This window comes from Streptomyces fungicidicus (assembly GCF_003665435.1).
In the GTDB taxonomy this organism is placed as follows: domain Bacteria; phylum Actinomycetota; class Actinomycetes; order Streptomycetales; family Streptomycetaceae; genus Streptomyces; species Streptomyces fungicidicus.
The window spans coordinates 2,709,859-2,727,497 of sequence record NZ_CP023407.1; the positions used below are offsets into that span (position 1 = coordinate 2,709,859).

Genomic DNA, 17,639 nt, shown 5'->3' on the forward strand with positions numbered 1-17,639 from the left:
TGCCGTGTCCTTGTCCGCCGTCCTGCCGGCCGCCGACCCGTCGCCGACGCCCTCGGAGTCCGGGACCCCGCGGGTCCCCACGCTCCAGGACGCCCACGAGAGCGCCACCAACGCCGCCGGCTGGGTGGAGCAGAACTGGTCGACGTGGCTCGCGACAGGACTCAGGGTCCTGCTGATCCTGGTGATCGCGACGGTGCTGAGAGTCGTGGTGCGGCGGGCGATCACCAAGCTGGTGGACCGGATGTCCCGGACCGGCCAGGCGGTCGACGGCACCGGGCTCGGCGGTCTGCTGGTCAACGTGGAGCGGCGCCGTCAGCGCTCGCAGGCGATCGGCTCGGTGCTGCGCTCGGTGGCGTCGTTCCTGATCCTGGGCACTGCCGCGCTGATGATCCTCGGCACGTTCCAGATCAACCTGGCCCCGCTGCTGGCGTCCGCCGGTGTGGCGGGCGTGGCGATCGGTTTCGGCGCGCGCAACCTGGTCACGGACTTCCTCTCCGGCGTCTTCATGATCCTGGAGGACCAGTACGGCGTGGGCGACACCGTCGACGCGGGCGTGGCCTCCGGCGAGGTGATAGAGGTCGGGCTGCGGGTGACCAAGCTGCGCGGCGACGGCGGCGAGATCTGGTACGTCCGCAACGGCGAGGTCAAGCGGATTGGCAACCTCTCCCAGGGCTGGGCGACCGCCAACGTCGACGTCACGGTCCGCGCCGACGAGGACCTGGACCGGGTGAAGGCCACGCTGACCGAGGTCGCCGAGCGGACCGGCAAGGAGGAGCCCTGGAACGAGCTCCTGTGGAGCCCGGTCGAGGTGCTGGGCCTGGACTCGGTGCTGCTGGACTCGATGGTGGTCCGGGTCTCCGCGAAGACCATGCCGGGCAAGTCCCTGACCGTGGAGCGGGAGCTGCGCTGGCGCATCAAGCGGGCCTTCGACGCGAACGGCATCCGCATCGTCGGCGGCGCCACGGCCACGGAGGACGTGGAGGCCGTCGACCCGACGGCGGGCATGGCGGCCCCGTCGGTCTACTCGAGCAGCCTCTCCCCGCAGTCGGTGGCGGCCTCCCCGCTGCCCCCGCCCAGCACCACCAAGTGACCGCCGCGAAAGGGCGGCACCCGGGACTCCCCGGGTGCCGCCCTTTCCCGTACTCCCCCTTGACGCCGCTTCCGCACGGCCCCTACGTTCCCCGACCGACAGGAAACCTTCCTGACAGTTCCGGGGCGGGAGGCGGGCAACCGCATGGCGGACAGGGCGGCGACCCCGGGCACCCCGCGTGTGCTGCGCGCCATGAACGACCGCACCGCCCTGGACCTCCTGCTGGAGCACGGCCCGCTGTCCCGCGCCCGGATCGGCGGGCTGACCGGCCTGTCCAAGCCGACCGCCTCCCAGCTCCTGGCCCGTCTGGAGGCGGCCGGACTGGTCCTCGCCACCGGCACCACCGAGGGCCGCCCCGGCCCCGGCGCCCGGCTGTACGAGGTCAACCCGGCCGCCGCGTACGCCGCCGGACTCGACGTCACCCCGCGGTGGATCCGTGCCGCCGTCGCCGACCTCACCGGCCGCACGGTCGGGCGCCACGAACTGCGCACCCCCGTCCGCCGCTCCGCGACACCCGTCGTCCGGCAGGTCACCGACGCCCTGGACGGCGCGGCCGGGGCGGCCGGGCTGTCCCGCGCCGACATCCGCCGCCTGGTCATCGGCACACCGGGCGCCTTCGACCCGGACACCGGCCGCCTGCGCTACGCCTCCCACCTCCCCGGGTGGCACTCCCCCACCCTGCTGGACGAGTTGGCCGCCGCGCTGCCGATGCCGCTCGCGTACGAGAACGACGTCAACCTGGTCGCCGTCGCCGAGCAGCGTCTCGGCGCGGCCCGCGGCCACGGCGACTTCGTGCTGCTGTGGAACCAGGAGGGCCTGGGCGCCGCCCTGGTGCTCGGCGGCCGGCTGCACCGGGGCAGGACCGGCGGCGCCGGCGAGGTCGGCTTCCTGCCGGTGCCGGGCACACCGCTGGTCCGCGGGGTCGCCAGGGCGGGCAGCGGCGGCTTCCAGCAGCTGGCCGGTTCCCGTGCTGTGCCGGACCTCGCCCGTGAACTGGGCGTCGAGGACGTCCCGCGAGGCCCGTACGCCGAGGCGGCCGCCACCCTCCTCGCCCGCGCGGCCGCGGCCCCGGACGACGCCGCGCACCACCGCCTCCTGCGGGCCTACGCCACCCGCCTGGCCACCGGCCTCGCCTCCCTGGTCTCCGTCCTCGACCCGGCGCTCGTCGTCCTGAGCGGCACCGCCCTCACCTCCGGCGGCGAACCGCTGCGCGCCCTGGTCCGGGCGGAACTGGAGGAGCTGGCCGCCCCCCGCCCCCGCCTGGTCCTGGGCGGCGTCCGCGAGCACCCGGTCCTGCGCGGCGCGCTGGAGAGCGCCCTGGCCACCACCCGCGACGAGGTCTTCGACACCTCCCGCCCCGCGAGCGAAGGGAAGACATGAAACTCACCGTGGTCGGCGGAGGCTCGACCTACACCCCCGAACTCATCGACGGTTTCGCCCGCCTGAGGGACACCCTGCCCGTCACCGAGCTGGTGCTCACCGACCCGGCGACGGACCGCCTGGAGCTCATCGGCGCCCTGTCCCGCCGTATCCTCGCCCGCCAGGGCCACCCCGGCACGATCACCACCACCGCCGACCTGGACGCGGCGGTGGACGGCGCCGACGCGGTCCTCCTGCAGCTCCGGGTGGGCGGCCAGGCGGCCCGCCTCGGGGACGAGACCTGGCCCCTGGACTGCGGCTGCGTCGGCCAGGAGACGACGGGCGCCGGCGGTCTGGCCAAGGCGCTGCGCACGGTCCCGGTGGTCCTGGACATCGCCGAACGCGTCCGCAGGGCCAGCCCCGACGCGTGGATCATCGACTTCACCAACCCGGTGGGCATCGTCACCCGGGCCCTGCTCCGGGCGGGCCACCGGGCGGTGGGCCTGTGCAACGTGGCCATCGGCCTCCAGCGCAAGTTCGCGGCCCTGCTCGGCACCGACCCCGCCGCCCTCCACCTCGACCACGTGGGCCTGAACCACCTCACCTGGGAAACGGCGGTGCGCCGGGGCGGCCCGGACGGCGAGGACGTCCTCCCCCACCTCCTCTCCGCCCACGGCGACACCATCGCCGCCGACCTCCGCCTCCCCCGCCCCCTCCTGGACCGCCTGGGCGTGTTCCCGTCCTACTACCTGCGCTACTACTACGCCCACGACCAAGTGGTGCGGGAACAGCGCGAGAAGCCCTCCCGGGCGGCCGAGGTCGCCGACATGGAGCGCCGCCTCCTCGCCCTCTACGCCGACCCGGCGCTCGACGAGAAACCCGCCCTGCTCGCCCAACGGGGCGGCGCCTACTACTCGGAGGCGGCGGTGGACCTGGCGGCGGCCCTGCTCCGGGGCGCGGGATCCCGCCACCAGGTGGTCAACACCCTCAACAACGGCACGCTCCCCTTCCTCCCCGACGACGCGGTGATCGAAGTACCGGCGTCGGTCGGCCCGAAGGGCCCGAGCGCCCTCCCGGTCTCCCCCGTGGACCCCCTCTTCGCCGGCCTGATGGCCGACGTCACGGCCTACGAGGACCTGGCCCTCGAAGCGGCCCTGCACGGCGGCCGCAACCAGGTCTTCCGCGCCCTCCTCTCGCACCCCCTGATCGGCCAGTACGAGTACGCCGACCGGCTCACCGACGACCTGATCGCACACAACCGGGAGCACCTCCCGTGGGCCTGATCCTGGCCGTCGACGCCGGCAACAGCAAGACGGACGTGGCCGTGGTGAACCACGACGGCGAGGTGCTGGCCACGGCCCGGGGCGAGGGATTCCGCCCGCCCGCGGTGGGCCTGGACACGGCGATGTCCGCGCTCACGGCAACCGTCACCCGAGCCCTCGCCACCGCCGGAACGCCCACCGTCTCCCATGTCTCGGCCTGCCTGGCCAACGCCGACCTCCCCATCGAGGAGGAACAGCTCACGGCGGCCCTCACCCACCGCGGCTGGGGCACCACGGTCGACGTCCGCAACGACACCTTCGCGATACTGCGCGCGGGGGTGACCGAACCCCGGGGAGTGGCCGTCGTCTGCGGGGCGGGCATCAACTGCGTGGGGATGCACCCCGACGGCCGCACGGCCCGCTTCCCGGCGCTCGGACGGTTCTCCGGGGACTGGGGCGGAGGCTGGGCGCTCGCGGAGGAGGCCCTGTTCCACGCGGCACGGGCGTCGGACGGACGCGGAGAGCCCACCGCCCTGGCCCACGCCCTCCCCCGCCACTTCGGCCTCCCGGACATGCCGGCACTGATCGAGGCACTGCACCTGGGGCACGTGGCCCCGGCCCGGCGGCACGAACTGGCTCCCGTGCTCTTCGCCGTGGCGGCAACGGGAGACGGCGTGGCGCTGACGATCATCGACCGGCAGGCCGAGGAGATCGTGACGATGGCCGTGGTCGCGCTGACACGGCTGGGGCTCCTGGACGAGCCGACGCCCGTGCTGCTGGGGGGCGGGGTGCTGGCGGCGCGGGACCCCCGACTCGAGGGCCGTATCCGGGCGTTGCTCGCCGAGCGGGCGCCGGAGGCGGAGCCTCGTGTGGTGACGAGCAGGCCCGTGCTGGGCGCTGCGCTGCTGGGGCTGGACCGTATGGGCGCGGCCGGGGAGGCGCAGGGGCGTGTACGGACGTACTTCGCTACGTGACAAGGCCGTTGGCGTGGGTTGTCCGACCCGGAGCTTGCGGGGTGCTGCGCGTCGGTGCGGGCCGGGGGTGGATGTGCGCAGCCCGGCGCCAACGGGGTGCCGTCGCGCCCACCCGTGCCGCCCTGCGGCACGACTGCCCGCGGAGTGCGGGGGGCTGGCGGCGCGACCGCGCGCGGAGTGCGGGGGCGACGGTGCTGCGCGCGGAGGGCGAGGGCGGGATGACTGCCCGCGGGGACGGCGGATGGCCGCTCACGGCGCGGAGGGGACGGGGCGGGGGTGGTCGCCCGCAGTGGCTGGCGCGTCCGCGCCCTGTGCCCCTTCCAGCCGGCACAGTCGCGCCAGTCCGAGGACGGCCACCCCCGACCCGGCCCCGCCCCACCCACCCACCGCGCGGGAACCGTACAGATTCCATCGGCGTGTTCGTGGGCAGGGTCGGTGCGGCAGGGGCCGCAATTCGGACCAAGATCACGCCAAGACCGGTGCATATGTCGGCCCCGGCGGCGATACTTGCCGCAAGGGAGGACCACGGGGGAGGCCAAGTGACATACACGCCGCACAACACGGCACCACCACCTGGCACCGCCGCGACCACCATGCCGGCGGTACCGCCCCAGCCCCGTCCCGCCCCAACCCCTCCCCCAACCCCCGCCTCCACACCGCCCCAAGAGCCCGAAACGCGCCGCACCGCCTTCGCCGAGGGCGCCGACCGCCTCCGCAGGGCCGCCACCACGGAACCCGGCCGCCTCCGCATCATCGGCGCGCTCCTCGCCGCCCTCGTCGTCGCGTTCGGCGCGGTGGCCGCCTGGCAGATGACCGACAGGGCCGCGGCCGCCGACGACGTCCTCACCAGCAGCCAGCCCCTCAGCTCGGACGCCGCCGACATCTACCGCTCCCTCGCGGACGCCAACACTGCCGCGTCCAGCGGCTTCCTGGCCGGCGGTCAGGAGACCGCCGCCTCCAGGGACCGCTACGAGAAGGACATCCGCACCGCCGCCGCCAAACTCGTCAACGCCGCAGCCAACTCGGAGCCCGACTCCCCCTCCGCCGAAACCATCGCCGAACTCAACCGCCTGCTCCCCGAGTACAAGGGCCTGGTCGAGCGCGCCCGCACCTACAACCGCCAGGGCTTCCCCGTCGGCGGCGCCTACCTCCGCTACGCGAACGAGAAGATGCAGGAGCAGATGCTCCCGGCCGCGGAGGACCTCTACACCACGGAGAACCAGCGCCTCCGCTCCGACTACGCGGACGCGACCCCCTACCCCTGGGCCGCCATGGCCCTCGGCGTCGTCGCCCTCACCGCCCTCGCCTGGGCCATGCGCCGCAACTACCTCCGCACCAACAGGGTCCTCAACCACGGCCTGGTGGCCGCCACGACGGCCGCCACGGTCGTCCTCCTCTGGCTGACGATCGGCCACACCCTCGCCCGCTCGGGCCTCAACGACTCCTACGACAACGGCGTCCGCTCCCTCAACGTGCTGCACGACGCCCGTATCGCCTCCCTGAAGGCGAGGGGCAACGAGAACCTGACCCTCGTCGCCCGGGGCGCCGAGACGACGAAGGTCGGCGACGAGACCTTCGACGCCTACGACTACGACTTCGACCGCGACATGGACACCCTCGGCAAGGGCCTCGCCCTGGCGCAGCGCCTCGCCGACGACGACAGCGGCGCCGAGCCGGTCTCCTCCGCGGCAGGGAACATGACGGAGTGGAAGAAGCGCCATGAGGCGGCCCGCGAGCAGGACGAGAACGGCAACTACCAGCAGGCGCTGGACATGGTGATCGGCGCCGAGGGCGCGACCGGAGAGTGCTTCGACGGCGTCGACGAGAACCTGGCCACCGCGCTCGCACACGAGCAGGACGAGTTCAGACGGGCGGCCGGCGACGGCCGGGACGCGCTGACCGGCCTGCCCGCCGGCGCCGCGGGCCTGGCCGTACTGGGCGCGGCCGGCGCGGTGCTGGGCATCGGCCGCAGGCTGTCGGAGTACCGATGAACGGACGCGTGAACGAGCCGAGGGGGTCCATGACGATGGTCGTACGACGCCTGCGGGCCCGCCTGAAGGGCTGGGGCGGGGTGGGCGCGATGGCCGCCGCCTGCGCCCTGGCACTGATCTTCGCGCTGGCGCTGACCCGCGCCGCCCCGGCCGGCCCCCGCGCCACACCGGCGGGTCAGCCCGTGTCCCAGGCCGCGGGGACCGACGCCGCCGAGGACTGCGACGCCCCGGAGAAGCAGACCCTCTCCCCGTCGGACGCCGACGGCCGCACCATCGAGGAGATCAAGAACCGCAAGGGCGAGAAGCGCAAGCTGATCGTCGGCGTGGACCAGAACAGCTACCGCTGGGGCTACCGCGACCCCAACGGCGGTGAGAGCGGCACGCTCGAGGGCTTCGACATCGACCTGGTGCACCGCATCGCCGAGGACATCCTCGGCGACCGGGACGCCGTCCAGTTCAAGGCGATCCCGACCGACCAGCGCATCCCGGCGATCCAGGCCGGCCGGGTCGACATGGTGGTCCGCACGATGACGATCAACTGCGACCGCATCAAGGACGTGGCGTTCTCCGCGCCGTACTTCAAGACGGGCCAGCAGGTCCTCGCCCCGAAGTCCGCTCCGATCGAGGGGTACGACGAGACCCTCGCCGACCAGGAGATCTGCACGGCGACGGGCTCCACCGCGTACGCGAAGCTGGAGGCGGACAAGAAGGCGGGCAGGCTGCCGGAGTCCACCGGCATCGGCACCACCGTCCCCAACCAGCTGGACTGCCTGGTGCGTCTGCAGCTCGGCGAGGTCGACGCCGTGGTCACCGACGGCGCGCTCGCGGCCAGCCAGGCCGCCCAGGACCCGACGGTCGAGCTCAAGGGCGAGGCCTTCACGACCGAGTACTACGGCGTGGCGATGAGGAAGGACGCCGACGACATGGTCCGCCGGGTCAACCGGATCCTGGTGGACTTCCGCGAGGACGCCGACGGCTGGCAGGCCTCCTACACGAAATGGCTGTCCGCCACCCTGAAGGGAGACCCCTCCCGCTCCGAGCCCCCGGCCCCGGAGTACCTCCGCGAGAACTGACCCACGACTCCACCGTCAACAACCCCCCAGCGAGAGGTGATCGATGGCCGACACGGATCCCACCGGGCCGGTGATGGACCGGGACGAGGTGGACCGTGCGCTGGCGCGGCTCGGCGCGGAGCACGAGGCGATCGAGACCTCGCTCCTCGCCCTGCAGGACCACGCGGGCCGGAGACTCCTGGAGGGCGCGCGGCTCACCGGTCTCACCGAGGAGCGCTGGACGGCCGCGGAGGCGTCGATCACGCTGCTGTGGACCTGCTTCGACGCGTACACGGACGCGCTGCGCACCGCCCGGGACATCAGGGCCCGCCGCCGCTGGTCCAGTCGCGAGGACCTGGTGGAGCTGACGGAGCTGCTGCGCGGCGACCCGGTGGCCCTGGCCGGCGGCTCCCCCGGCAAGCTCAGCGAGCGCTATTCGCTGGCCGCCCTGGTGGACCGGATGAACGAGCTGTACGCGTCCTCGCTGGACATGGTCGTGGCCGCGGACGCGGTGTGGTCGGCGCTGCCCGCGCGGATCGATCTGCTCGCCGCGGAGCTCCAGCGCACGAGCAGGCTGGCGCACTCGGTGGGGGTGCGCCCGGGAGAGCATCCGGCGGGCGACGACCTGGAGCGGATCACCCGCACCCTGACCAGGCTGCGCGAGCAGGTGGTGTCCGACCCGCTGGCGTACTGGAAGCGGGCGGAGGGCAGTTCGGCGCCCGGCGGCGGACGGCCCGACACCACGGTCTACGACCGTGAGGCGCGCGCCCTGGAGGAGGTGCGCCGGGAGATCGACGCGGTGCTGACGGTGCGCCAGGACGCCGAGAAGCGGATCGTGAGGCTGCGGGACGTGCTGTCCCGCGCCGACCGGACCCTCGCGGAGGCCCGCACCGCGCGCGGCGAGGTGCTCGCGAAGATCGCCGCGACGGAGGTGCCGGTGGTCAGCGGGCCGCCGACCGCGCTGCAGGAGCAGTTGTCGACGGCGGCCGAGTACCGCAGGCACGCCCAGTGGCACCGGCTGTCCCCGCTCCTGGAGGCCCTGGAGCAGCAGGCGGAGGACGAACTGATGCGCGCCCGCGAGTCGTTGACGGCGGTGACGGCCCCGCTGGCGGTCCGTGCCGAGCTGCGCGGCAGGCTGGACGCGTACAAGGCGAAGGTGGCCCGGCACGGTCTGGCGGAGGACCCCGTCCTGGTGGAGCGGTACGAGAAGGCGCGCCGGATGCTGTGGAGCGCGCCCTGCGACCTGCGCGCCGCCGACCGGGCGGTGCTGCGCTACCAGCAGGGTGCGGCGGAACTCCTCGGCACGGCGCCGCGGCTGCCCGGCCAGGGCGTTCCGGACGACCGGCGGGAGCCCGGCGCATGAGCGAGGAGGGGGAGACGACGTCATGAGCGAACCGGGAAGCGCGCCGGGAGGCACGCCGGGGAACGCGCGGACCGGCCAGGCGGCCCGGTCGGCCTGTCAGCGCCCCGACTGCGGCGGCGCGTACGAGGACGTCGGCGGCGGCGAGCTGTACTGCGACACCTGCGGTCTCGCCCCGGTCGTGTCCCCGACGGGCATGGTCGCCTCGCCCCCGACCGGCGTCACCGCCCACGGAAGGGACTCGCGGGGCTCGGGCAGCACGGGCGCGGGAGGCCACAGCGGTCGCAGCGGCCGCAGCTCCCGTACGTCGTCCCAGTCGTCGAAGTCGCGCCGTTCTGTCTCCGGACGCCTCTCCCGTTCGCTCTCGGGCCGGACCACGGGCCGCTCGGTGTCGGTGCGCAGCTCCGGCGCGGGCGCCGGCCCGTCCGGCCGGGGCCGGCTGGGCGCGGGCCTGGTCGAGGTGCCGCCGATCCCGCGCCCCGATCCGCGCGTGATGGTGCTGGACAACCCCGAGGTGCCCGAGCGGAAGCGGTTCTGCTCGCGCGCCGACTGCGGGGCGCAGGTGGGCCGGGCCCGCGGCGGCAGGCCGGGGCGCACGGAGGGGTTCTGCACCAAGTGCGGCCACCCGTACTCCTTCGTCCCGAAGCTGCGGGACGGTGACGTCGTGCACGGCCAGTACGAGGTGGCCGGCTGTCTGGCGCACGGCGGCCTTGGCTGGGTCTACCTCGCCGTGGACCGGGCGGTGTCCGACCGCTGGGTGGTGCTGAAGGGCCTGCTGGACACGGGTGACCAGGACGCGATGGCGGCGGCCATCTCCGAGCGGCGGTTCCTCGCGGAGATCGAGCACGCCAACATCGTGCGGATCTACAACTTCGTGGAGCACCTCGACCAGCGCACCGGCTCCCTCGACGGCTACATCGTCATGGAGTACCTGGGCGGCAAGTCCCTGAAGGAGATCGCCAACGGCCGCCGCACCCCGGCGGGCAGACGCGATCCGCTGCCGGTGGAGCAGGCCTGTGCCTACGGCATCGAGGCCCTGGAGGCACTCGCCCATCTGCACAGCCGGAACCTGCTCTACTGCGACTTCAAGGTCGACAACGCGATCCAGACCGAGGACCAGCTGAAGCTGATAGACATGGGCGCGGTGCGCCGGATGGACGACGAGGAGTCGGCCATCTACGGCACGGTGGGCTACCAGGCGCCCGAGGTCGCCGACGCCGGCCCGTCGGTGGCGTCGGACCTGTACACGGTCGCCCGTACGCTCGCCGTCCTCACGTTCGACTTCCAGGGCTACACGAACGTCTACGTGGACTCGCTGCCCGACCCGGACAACATCGAGGTGTTCCGGCAGTACGAGTCGTTCTACCGGCTGCTGGTGCGCGCCACCGATCCGGACGCGGCCCGCAGGTTCGCCTCCGCGCAGGAGATGACCGAGCAGCTGACGGGCGTGCTGCGCGAGGTGGTCTCGCTCCAGTCGGGCCGGGCCCGCCCGGCGCTGTCCACCCTCTTCGGACCGGAAACCAGGGTCACCGACACGGTGTTGTTCCCCGCGCTCGACGGGGACGTCTCCCGCCTGGGCACCCGCCCCGGCTCCCGTGCCGTGCGCCGGTCCCGCGGGGGGACGCCGCCCGCGCTGCCGCCCGCCGCCGGCGGGGGCCCCGCCCTGGTGGCTCCCGTCGACTGTGCCGCCGCCGCGCTCGCGCTGCCCGTGCCGCTCGTCGACCCCTCCGACCCCAACGCCGGTTTCCTGGCGGGCCTGCTGACGTCCGCGCCCGGTGAGCTGATCAACGCGCTCGCGGCGGCGCCCGCCCCGTCGGCCGAGACCCGGCTGCGCGAGGTCCGCGCCCGGCTGGAGACCGGCGAGTGGCCCGCCGCGCTGGCGGTGCTGGGCACGCTGGAGCAACAGGACCCCGACGACTGGCGGGTGGTCTGGTACCGGGGCGTGGCCGCGCTGGTCACCGGCGACCACGAGGGCGCCGCGCTCGCCTTCGACGCGGTCTACGACGCGTTCCCCGGCGAGATCGCGCCGAAGCTGGCGCTGGGCGTGTGCGCCGAGGTACTGGGCCAGTTGGACAACGCCGCCGAGTACTACCGGCTGGTGTGGGCGACCGACCCGAGCTGTGTGAGTGCCGCGTTCGGTCTCGCCCGGGTGCGGTTGGCGGCCGGGGACCGCGGCGGCGCCGTGCGGACGCTGGAGTCGGTGCCGGAGTCCTCCATCCACTACACGGCCGCGCGGGTGGCGGCCGTCCGGGCGCGGCTGCGCGGGCGTACGGCGGCCGACGGTGACGTACCGTTCCTTGACGACCTGTCCGCCGCCGCCGGGCAGGTCGAGGCCTTGGAGGCGTACGGTCTGGATCCGGCGCGCCGGGAGCTGTTGTCGGCGGAGGTCCTCGGCTGTGGGCTGGACTGGGTACTCTCCGGGGGCCAGGGTTCCGCCCTTCCCGCCGCCGGGGGACGGACGCTGCTCGGCAGCGGCCTGGACGAACGGGGCCTGCGCTTCGGCCTGGAGCGTTCGTACCGCGCGCTGGCCCGGCTGGCGCGCAGCGGCGAGGAGAGGATCGACCTGGTGGAACGTGCCAATCGTTACCGCCCCCGGACGTGGGTGTAGTTGATGTCCCAGATGCCCCAGCAGGCCGCTCTGCCGAAGTGCCCGAGCTGCGAGGAGCCCCTCGAGTCGGGTGATCGTTTCTGCGGTGCGTGCGGATACGACCTGTCGGCCGTTCCCGCACGGCCGCGGGACGAGCCGACGATCGCCATGAACGGCACGGTGCCCGCCCAGGCGCCGGCCGACCACGGCGTGCCCCGGCCTCCGGCGGCTCCGCCCGCCGCTCCGGCTCCCCCGGCCGCCCCGCCCGCCGCCGCGGCCTGGCCCGCCCCGGACGGCCCCGCCGACCCGGAACCGGCCCACCGCCCGGCCGACGTGCCCGGCACGAACTCGGACGGCTCCCCCCTGTCCGGCGCTCCCGCCGCGCCCCAGGTCCCGGCCCAGGACACGCCCGTACGGCCTTCCCCCGCCGAGGGCGCCCCTGTGCCGCCTCCGCCGCCCCCCGCCGCACCGTCGTCCGGGGTGCGTTTCGACCGGCGGGCGCAGCCGGACGGACAGGCCGCCGACGGCCCGGCCGGGCAGCCCGACGAGTACCCGCTGCAGGCGCCGGACCCGCGGGTGGCCGCCGAGCCGGCGGGGGCCGGCTCCGCCGCCGCGGTGTGCGTGGCCTGCCGCGCGGGCCGGGTGGACGACGACGGCTACTGCGAGAACTGCGGCCACGCCCAGCCGCGCGAACGGGACCACATGGAACAGGAATGCGGCCCCCTGGCCGCGGTCAGCGACCGCGGACTGCGCCACCACCGCAACGAGGACGCCTTCGGCGTGGGCACCACGGCGCTGCCGGACGGCTCCCCCGTCTCCGTGGCGATCGTCTGCGACGGCGTCTCCTCCGCGACCCGCCCCGACGAGGCGTCACTCGCCGCCTCCCGCGCGGCGAACGAGTCGCTGCTCGCGGCCCTGCCGCGCGGCACCCACCCGCAGCAGGCGATGCACGACGCGATCGTCGCCGCCGCCGAAGCGGTCGACGCGCTGGCCGGCGAGCCCGCGGCGGCCCGTGAGCGCGACCCGCACGAGAACGCCCCGGCGTGCACCATCGTCGGGGCCGTGGTCACGGCCGGCCTGCTGGTCGTCGGCTGGGTCGGCGACAGCCGCGCCTACTGGGTGCCGGTCGACCGCTCCGCCCCGGCGGCCCGGCTCACCGAGGACGACTCGTGGGCCGCGCAGATGGTCGCCGCGGGCCTGATGGGCGAGGCCGAGGCGTACGCCGACCAGCGCGCCCACGCGATCACCGGCTGGCTCGGCGCCGACGCCTACGAACTGGAGCCGCACACCGCGTCGTTCAAGCCGGACCGGCCCGGCGTGGTCGTGGTCTGCACGGACGGGCTGTGGAACTACGCGGAGTCGGCCGACGAGATGGCCGGGGTCGTGCCCGAGGACGCCGCAGTACGGCCCCTGCACGGGGCCCGCGTACTGGTGGGTCACGCCCTCGACGGCGGGGGCCACGACAACGTAACAGTGGCCCTCGTGCCGTTCCCGGCCGTCCCGCAGGGGGCAGGATCGGCCTGAGGCCGCTCACGGGAAGCCTCTCGCGGGGAAGCCTCAACGGACCGGAGGGGACCGGTCCGTCATCCGTCGTCGCCCCGCGCCGCCGGGGCAGCCAAGGGGGAGCGAAAAAGGCATGGCCAATTTCTCCAAATCGAACGTGCCGCAGTTCTCGGTGGACGTGTACCAGAACGCGTATCTGCCGGAGGGCGGCCGCGAGGTCAACGCCATCGTCACGGTGACGGCGACCGGCGGCGGCACCATCGGCAGCGCGGTGACGGCGCCCCACCTCTACTCGCCCGGTGAGGGGCCGTCGGCCGCCGTGGTCCTCATGGTCGACTGCTCCGGCTCGATGGACTACCCGCCGACCAAGATGCGCAACGCCCGCGACGCCACGGCCGCCGCGATCGACGCCCTGCGCGACGGCGTGCGCTTCGCGGTGGTCGGCGGCACGCACGTGGCCAAGGAGGTGTACCCGGGCGGCGGCGGTCTCGCGGTCGCCGGTCCCGGCACCCGTGAGCAGGCCAAGCAGGCGCTGCGGAAGCTGAGCGCGGGCGGCGGCACGGCGATCGGCACCTGGCTGGGGCTGGCCGACCGGCTGCTGGCGTCTGCGGACGTGGCGATCCGGCACGGCATCCTGCTCACCGACGGCCGCAACGAGCACGAGTCGCAGGAGGACCTCAAGGCGGCCCTGGAGGCCTGCGCCGGACGCTTCACCTGCGACGCCCGCGGCGTCGGCACCGACTGGGAAGTGAAAGAAGTCACAGGCGTCGCCTCCGCCCTGCTCGGCACCGCCGACATCGTCGCCGACCCGGCCGGTCTGGCCGCCGACTTCACGCGGATGATGGAGACGGCGATGGGCAAGGAGGTCGCGGACGTCTCGCTGCGGCTGTGGACCCCGGTCGGCACGACTGTGAGGTTCGTCAAACAGGTCGCGCCCACCGTCGAGGAGCTGACCGGCCGCCGCACCGAGGCGGGCCCCCGCGCCGGCGACTACCCGCTGGGTTCCTGGGGCGACGAGTCCCGTGACTACCACCTTTGCGTGGAGGTCCCGCCCGCCGGCGTCGGACAGGAGATGCTGGCCGCCCGGCTGTCGCTGGTGATCCCCCGGCCCGGCGAGGAGACCGCGCGCAACCTCGGGGCGCAGGGTCTGGTGCGGGCCGTGTGGACGGACGACATGGCCGCCTCGACGTCGATCAACCCTCAGGTCGCCCACTACACGGGGCAAGCGGAACTGGCGGAAGTCATCCAACAGGGTCTCGATCTCCGCAAAGAGGGCGATATGGACGGAGCGACGGCCAAACTGGGCAGGGCCGTCCAGCTCGCGAGCGCGTCCGGCAACGCGGATACTGCGAAACTGCTTGCGAAGGTGGTGGACGTGGTCGATGCCGCGACGGGTACTGTGCGACTGAAGGCGAAGGTCGAGGAGGCCGACGAGATGACGCTCGAAACTCGGTCGACAAAGACTGTTCGTGTAAAGAAGTGATCCGAAACTAGTCGAGCCCGACCCCCCGGGGTTGGAGAAACCGGTCGTCACCGGCCGGACAAGGAGAGGGGGAAGCGCCGACATGCCGACCTGCCCGAACGGACACCAGTCGGGTTCCGACGACTGGTGCGAGGTGTGCGGTCACCGCATGGCGGGTGCCGTGCCCCCACCTCCTCCCCCGCCGCCCGCGCCCGGCGGTGGTTACGGGTTCCCGCCGCCCGGCGGTCCCGCCGGCGGCCCCGGTGGCTTCGGCGGCCCCGGTGGCGCCCAGCCGCAGTTCTGCCCGCAGTGCCGCACGCCCCGTGAGGGCGCCGCGCCGTTCTGCGAGGAGTGCCGCTGGAACTTCCTGACGAACACGGCGACTTCGTACACCCCGGCCGCCCCGCGCCCGCCGGCCCCCGGCCCGGGTCCCGGTGCCGGCCCCGGCCCCGGTCCCGGCGGGCCCTTCCAGCAGCCGCCCGGCGGTCCGTCGTACGGCGGCGACTCCTACGACTACCAGGGCTCGCGTCCCTCCCAGGTGAACCGGCCCGCCGAGCCGATCCCGCCGGGCCCGCCCGGCTTCGGCGGCGACCCCTCGCGGCCGGTACCGCCCCCGCCCGGCCCGGGTGGTCCGGGTGGTCCCGGCGGCTTCGGTGGTCCCGGCGGCTACGGCGGCCCGAACGGCCCCGGTGGTCCGGGGGGTCCCGGTGGTCCCGGTGGCCCTGGACGTCCCGGAGGTCCGGGTGGTCCCGGCGGTCCCCACGGTCCCGGTGCGCCGCAGGCGTTCCAGTCCGGTCCCCCGGCCCCGCAGGTGTTCCCGCAGGACACCGGCCGCCCGCAGCCGGGCGGTCCCGCCTCCGGCGGTGACGACGACTGGGTGATCTCCCCGCCCACCGGCGGCCCCGGTGGCCCCGGCGGTCCCGGCCCGGGTGGTCCCGGCGGCCCGAACGGCCCCGGTCCGCGCGGCGGTTACGGCTATCCGCAGCCCGGCGCGACTCAGGCGCCGCCCGGACCCGGCGGCTTCCCGCAGCAGCCCCGTCCGCCGCAGGGCCCGGCGACCTGGACCGCGACCATCGGTCCCGACCGCGAGTACTTCATGGCGATGATGCACCGCTCCGGTCCCGAGGCCGCGGGCCTGAACCTGCCCGCGTACTCGCCCGAGCAGCAGCGCACGCTCACCGGCAACCAGATCACCATCGGGCGCCGTCGCCACTCCACCGGCGACACCCCCGACATCGATCTGTCGACCCCGCCGGAGGACCCGGGCGTCTCGCACCAGCACGCGGTGCTGGTGCAGCAGCCGGACGGCACCTGGGCGGTCGTCGACCAGAACTCGACGAACGGCACCACGGTCAACGGCTCGGACGAGCCGATCCAGCCCTTCGTCCCGGTCCCGCTGCAGGACGGCGACCGGGTGCACGTGGGCGCCTGGACGACGATCACGATCCACCGGGGCTGAGGCTCCCGGGCACCGGCCAGACGTGCGGCCCCGCGGGGTCGTCCAGCCAGGCCCGGTCGCCCTCGTCGTCGACGGTGAGGCCGTAGCGTTCGCGCTGCGGCCTCCCTTCGCGTTCCCAGACGCCGTACGCCTCGCGCGGTTCGAGTGCGCCGGCGGTCAGCGCCAGCAGGAACCGGAACAGATCGCTTCCCCGGGCCGCGGCCGGCAGCCCCTCCAGATCGGGCGGTTCCTGCCACGACCGGCTCGCGCCGCGCAGCGGGACGAAGTAGGCGGGCGTGTGCAGGAAGCGTCCCTCGGCGTGCCCGGCGTCGCGCACGGTCAGCACGACCAGGCCGGTGGCGAACGGAGCGAGGATCCGGGCGCCCGGAACGCACTGGGCCGGCCAGGCCCGCGGGACGGACGGCAGGGCGCAGGTCGCGATGATCCGGTCGAAGGGGGCGCGGGCCGGCACCCCGCGCGCGCCGTCGCCGGTGACGACGGCCGGACGGTGCCCCGCGGCGTCGAGGTGGCGGCGGGCCGACTCGGTGATGTCCGGGTCCAGGTCGACCGTGGTGACCAGGTCGTCGTCGCCGAGCCGGTGGGCGAGGAGGGCGGCGTTGTAGCCGCTGCCGGTGCCGATCTCCAGGACCTTCTGTCCGTCCCGGAGCCCGAGGCCGGCCAGCATCAGCGCCATCAGGGAGGGCTGGCTGCTGGAGGAGAGCAGCTCGCCGTCGCGCAGCCGGATCGCCAGCGGGGTGTCCTCGTACGCGCCGCGCAGCCAGCGCTCGCGGGCGGCGGGGTCGGGGCTCTCGCCCCACCGTCGTTCGTAGCCGCCGACGACGCCCACGTAGTAGTACGGCACGAAGAGGTGGCGGGGCACGGCGGCGAACGCCTCCCGCCAGACCGGGTCGGCGTCGAACGCCCCGCTGGCGTCGATCTCGCGCACCAGCCCCGCCCGCGCCGAGGCGGCGAGGCCGTCGCGTGTGTCAGGCTCCTGCCCGCCCATGCGTCCACAGTACTTAGGCCTCGAGTCCTACGCCGTCCCGTCTGAGACCATGGACGGCGTGACAGAGATTCGGCGCGGCACGCTTCAGGAGCAGACGTTCTACGAGCAGGTCGGCGGGGAGGAGACCTTCCGCCGGCTGGTCCACCGTTTCTACGAGGGAGTGGCCGGGGATCCGCTGCTGCGGCCCATGTACCCCGAGGAGGACCTGGGCCCGGCGGAGGAGCGTCTGGTGCTCTTCCTCATGCAGTACTGGGGCGGTCCCACCACGTACAGCGAGAACCGCGGTCACCCGCGTCTGCGCATGCGCCACGTCCCGTTCAAGGTGGACCGCGCGGCGCACGACGCGTGGCTGAAGCACATGCGGGACGCCGTGGACGAGCTGGGCCTGTCCGAGGAGCACGAGCAGACCCTGTGGAAGTACCTGACCTACGCGGCGGCCTCCATGATCAACGCTCCCGACTGATCCCCGGCCGCCTCACATTCCGGGCACCCGGCACCGATTTCCGGTCACGATCCGGTCAAGCCCGGGCACCAACCGGTTACCCCCGGCACAAA

General features: G+C 74.3%; 13 protein-coding genes. 12 read left to right on the forward strand and 1 reads right to left on the reverse strand.

Translation table 11 applies throughout. The annotated features are described in order from the left end of the window. The first annotated feature begins 4 nt into the window (after window positions 1-4). The 11 genes from CNQ36_RS12180 to CNQ36_RS12230 all read left to right on the forward strand — a co-directional run bounded on the left by CNQ36_RS12180 (window position 5) and on the right by CNQ36_RS12230 (window position 16,099). On the forward strand, window positions 5-1,090 hold the full coding sequence (locus CNQ36_RS12180) for a mechanosensitive ion channel family protein (RefSeq protein WP_121546003.1): 1,086 nt from the start codon (window positions 5-7) through the stop codon (window positions 1,088-1,090). Window positions 1,091-1,234: 144 nt separating this feature from the next. Then, on the forward strand, window positions 1,235-2,470 hold the full coding sequence (locus CNQ36_RS12185; RefSeq protein ID WP_121546004.1) for an ROK family transcriptional regulator: 1,236 nt from the start codon (window positions 1,235-1,237) through the stop codon (window positions 2,468-2,470). After that, the gene (locus CNQ36_RS12190) at window positions 2,467-3,732 is read left to right on the forward strand and encodes a 6-phospho-beta-glucosidase (protein WP_121546005.1); all 1,266 of its coding nucleotides are present in this window, start codon (window positions 2,467-2,469) and stop codon (window positions 3,730-3,732) included. The genes CNQ36_RS12185 and CNQ36_RS12190 overlap by 4 nt, the downstream gene beginning before the upstream one ends. Next, entirely contained in the window at window positions 3,723-4,685 is a 963-nt protein-coding gene (locus CNQ36_RS12195) for an N-acetylglucosamine kinase (RefSeq protein WP_121546006.1), read from the forward strand. Before CNQ36_RS12190 ends, CNQ36_RS12195 begins: the two co-directional genes overlap by 10 nt. 593 nt (window positions 4,686-5,278) lie before the next feature. After that, entirely contained in the window at window positions 5,279-6,676 is a 1,398-nt protein-coding gene (locus tag CNQ36_RS12200) for a hypothetical protein (RefSeq protein ID WP_410177131.1), read from the forward strand. A 35-nt stretch (window positions 6,677-6,711) separates the two neighbouring features. After that, window positions 6,712-7,749, forward strand: a complete 1,038-nt coding sequence (locus CNQ36_RS12205; protein ID WP_206278558.1) for a glutamate ABC transporter substrate-binding protein — start codon at window positions 6,712-6,714, stop codon at window positions 7,747-7,749. A gap of 43 nt (window positions 7,750-7,792) precedes the next feature. After that, window positions 7,793-9,091, forward strand: coding sequence for a coiled-coil domain-containing protein (locus CNQ36_RS12210; protein ID WP_121546008.1), 1,299 nt, complete (start codon window positions 7,793-7,795; stop codon window positions 9,089-9,091). 22 nt (window positions 9,092-9,113) lie between these two features. Further along, window positions 9,114-11,696: a serine/threonine-protein kinase gene (locus CNQ36_RS12215; RefSeq protein WP_121546009.1), complete on the forward strand. Its 2,583-nt coding sequence runs from the start codon at window positions 9,114-9,116 to the stop codon at window positions 11,694-11,696. Window positions 11,697-11,699: 3 nt separating this feature from the next. Further along, the gene (locus CNQ36_RS12220) at window positions 11,700-13,199 is read left to right on the forward strand and encodes a PP2C family protein-serine/threonine phosphatase (protein WP_121548438.1); all 1,500 of its coding nucleotides are present in this window, start codon (window positions 11,700-11,702) and stop codon (window positions 13,197-13,199) included. A gap of 112 nt (window positions 13,200-13,311) precedes the next feature. Then, on the forward strand, window positions 13,312-14,661 hold the full coding sequence (locus tag CNQ36_RS12225) for a vWA domain-containing protein (protein ID WP_121546010.1): 1,350 nt from the start codon (window positions 13,312-13,314) through the stop codon (window positions 14,659-14,661). An 82-nt stretch (window positions 14,662-14,743) separates the two neighbouring features. Beyond that, window positions 14,744-16,099: an FHA domain-containing protein gene (locus tag CNQ36_RS12230; protein ID WP_121546011.1), complete on the forward strand. Its 1,356-nt coding sequence runs from the start codon at window positions 14,744-14,746 to the stop codon at window positions 16,097-16,099. Here the strand turns inward: CNQ36_RS12230 and CNQ36_RS12235 are convergent. Further along, on the reverse strand, window positions 16,080-17,084 hold the full coding sequence (locus CNQ36_RS12235; RefSeq protein ID WP_121546012.1) for a methyltransferase domain-containing protein: 1,005 nt from the start codon (window positions 17,082-17,084) through the stop codon (window positions 16,080-16,082). The two genes, CNQ36_RS12230 and CNQ36_RS12235, sit on opposite strands and share 20 nt — an antisense overlap. A gap of 49 nt (window positions 17,085-17,133) precedes the next feature. On the opposite strand from CNQ36_RS12235, the gene CNQ36_RS12240 reads away from it, so the two are divergent. After that, on the forward strand, window positions 17,134-17,547 hold the full coding sequence (locus CNQ36_RS12240; RefSeq protein WP_040907180.1) for a globin: 414 nt from the start codon (window positions 17,134-17,136) through the stop codon (window positions 17,545-17,547). The last annotated feature ends 92 nt before the right edge of the window (window positions 17,548-17,639 follow it).

What these genes read in the sequence shown, in the direction of transcription:
- CNQ36_RS12185 (WP_121546004.1), top strand. Translation starts at nt 1,235, where the DNA reads ATGGCGGACAGGGCGGCGACCCCGGGCACCCCGCGTGTGCTGCGCGCC.
- CNQ36_RS12190 (WP_121546005.1), top strand. Translation starts at nt 2,467, where the DNA reads ATGAAACTCACCGTGGTCGGCGGAGGCTCGACCTACACCCCCGAACTC.
- CNQ36_RS12200 (WP_410177131.1), top strand. Translation starts at nt 5,279, where the DNA reads ATGCCGGCGGTACCGCCCCAGCCCCGTCCCGCCCCAACCCCTCCCCCA.
- CNQ36_RS12205 (WP_206278558.1), top strand. Translation starts at nt 6,712, where the DNA reads ATGGTCGTACGACGCCTGCGGGCCCGCCTGAAGGGCTGGGGCGGGGTG.
- CNQ36_RS12210 (WP_121546008.1), top strand. Translation starts at nt 7,793, where the DNA reads ATGGCCGACACGGATCCCACCGGGCCGGTGATGGACCGGGACGAGGTG.
- CNQ36_RS12215 (WP_121546009.1), top strand. Translation starts at nt 9,114, where the DNA reads ATGAGCGAACCGGGAAGCGCGCCGGGAGGCACGCCGGGGAACGCGCGG.
- CNQ36_RS12220 (WP_121548438.1), top strand. Translation starts at nt 11,700, where the DNA reads ATGTCCCAGATGCCCCAGCAGGCCGCTCTGCCGAAGTGCCCGAGCTGC.
- CNQ36_RS12225 (WP_121546010.1), top strand. Translation starts at nt 13,312, where the DNA reads ATGGCCAATTTCTCCAAATCGAACGTGCCGCAGTTCTCGGTGGACGTG.
- CNQ36_RS12230 (WP_121546011.1), top strand. Translation starts at nt 14,744, where the DNA reads ATGCCGACCTGCCCGAACGGACACCAGTCGGGTTCCGACGACTGGTGC.
- CNQ36_RS12235 (WP_121546012.1), bottom strand. Translation starts at nt 17,084, where the DNA reads ATGGGCGGGCAGGAGCCTGACACACGCGACGGCCTCGCCGCCTCGGCG.
- CNQ36_RS12240 (WP_040907180.1), top strand. Translation starts at nt 17,134, where the DNA reads ATGGACGGCGTGACAGAGATTCGGCGCGGCACGCTTCAGGAGCAGACG.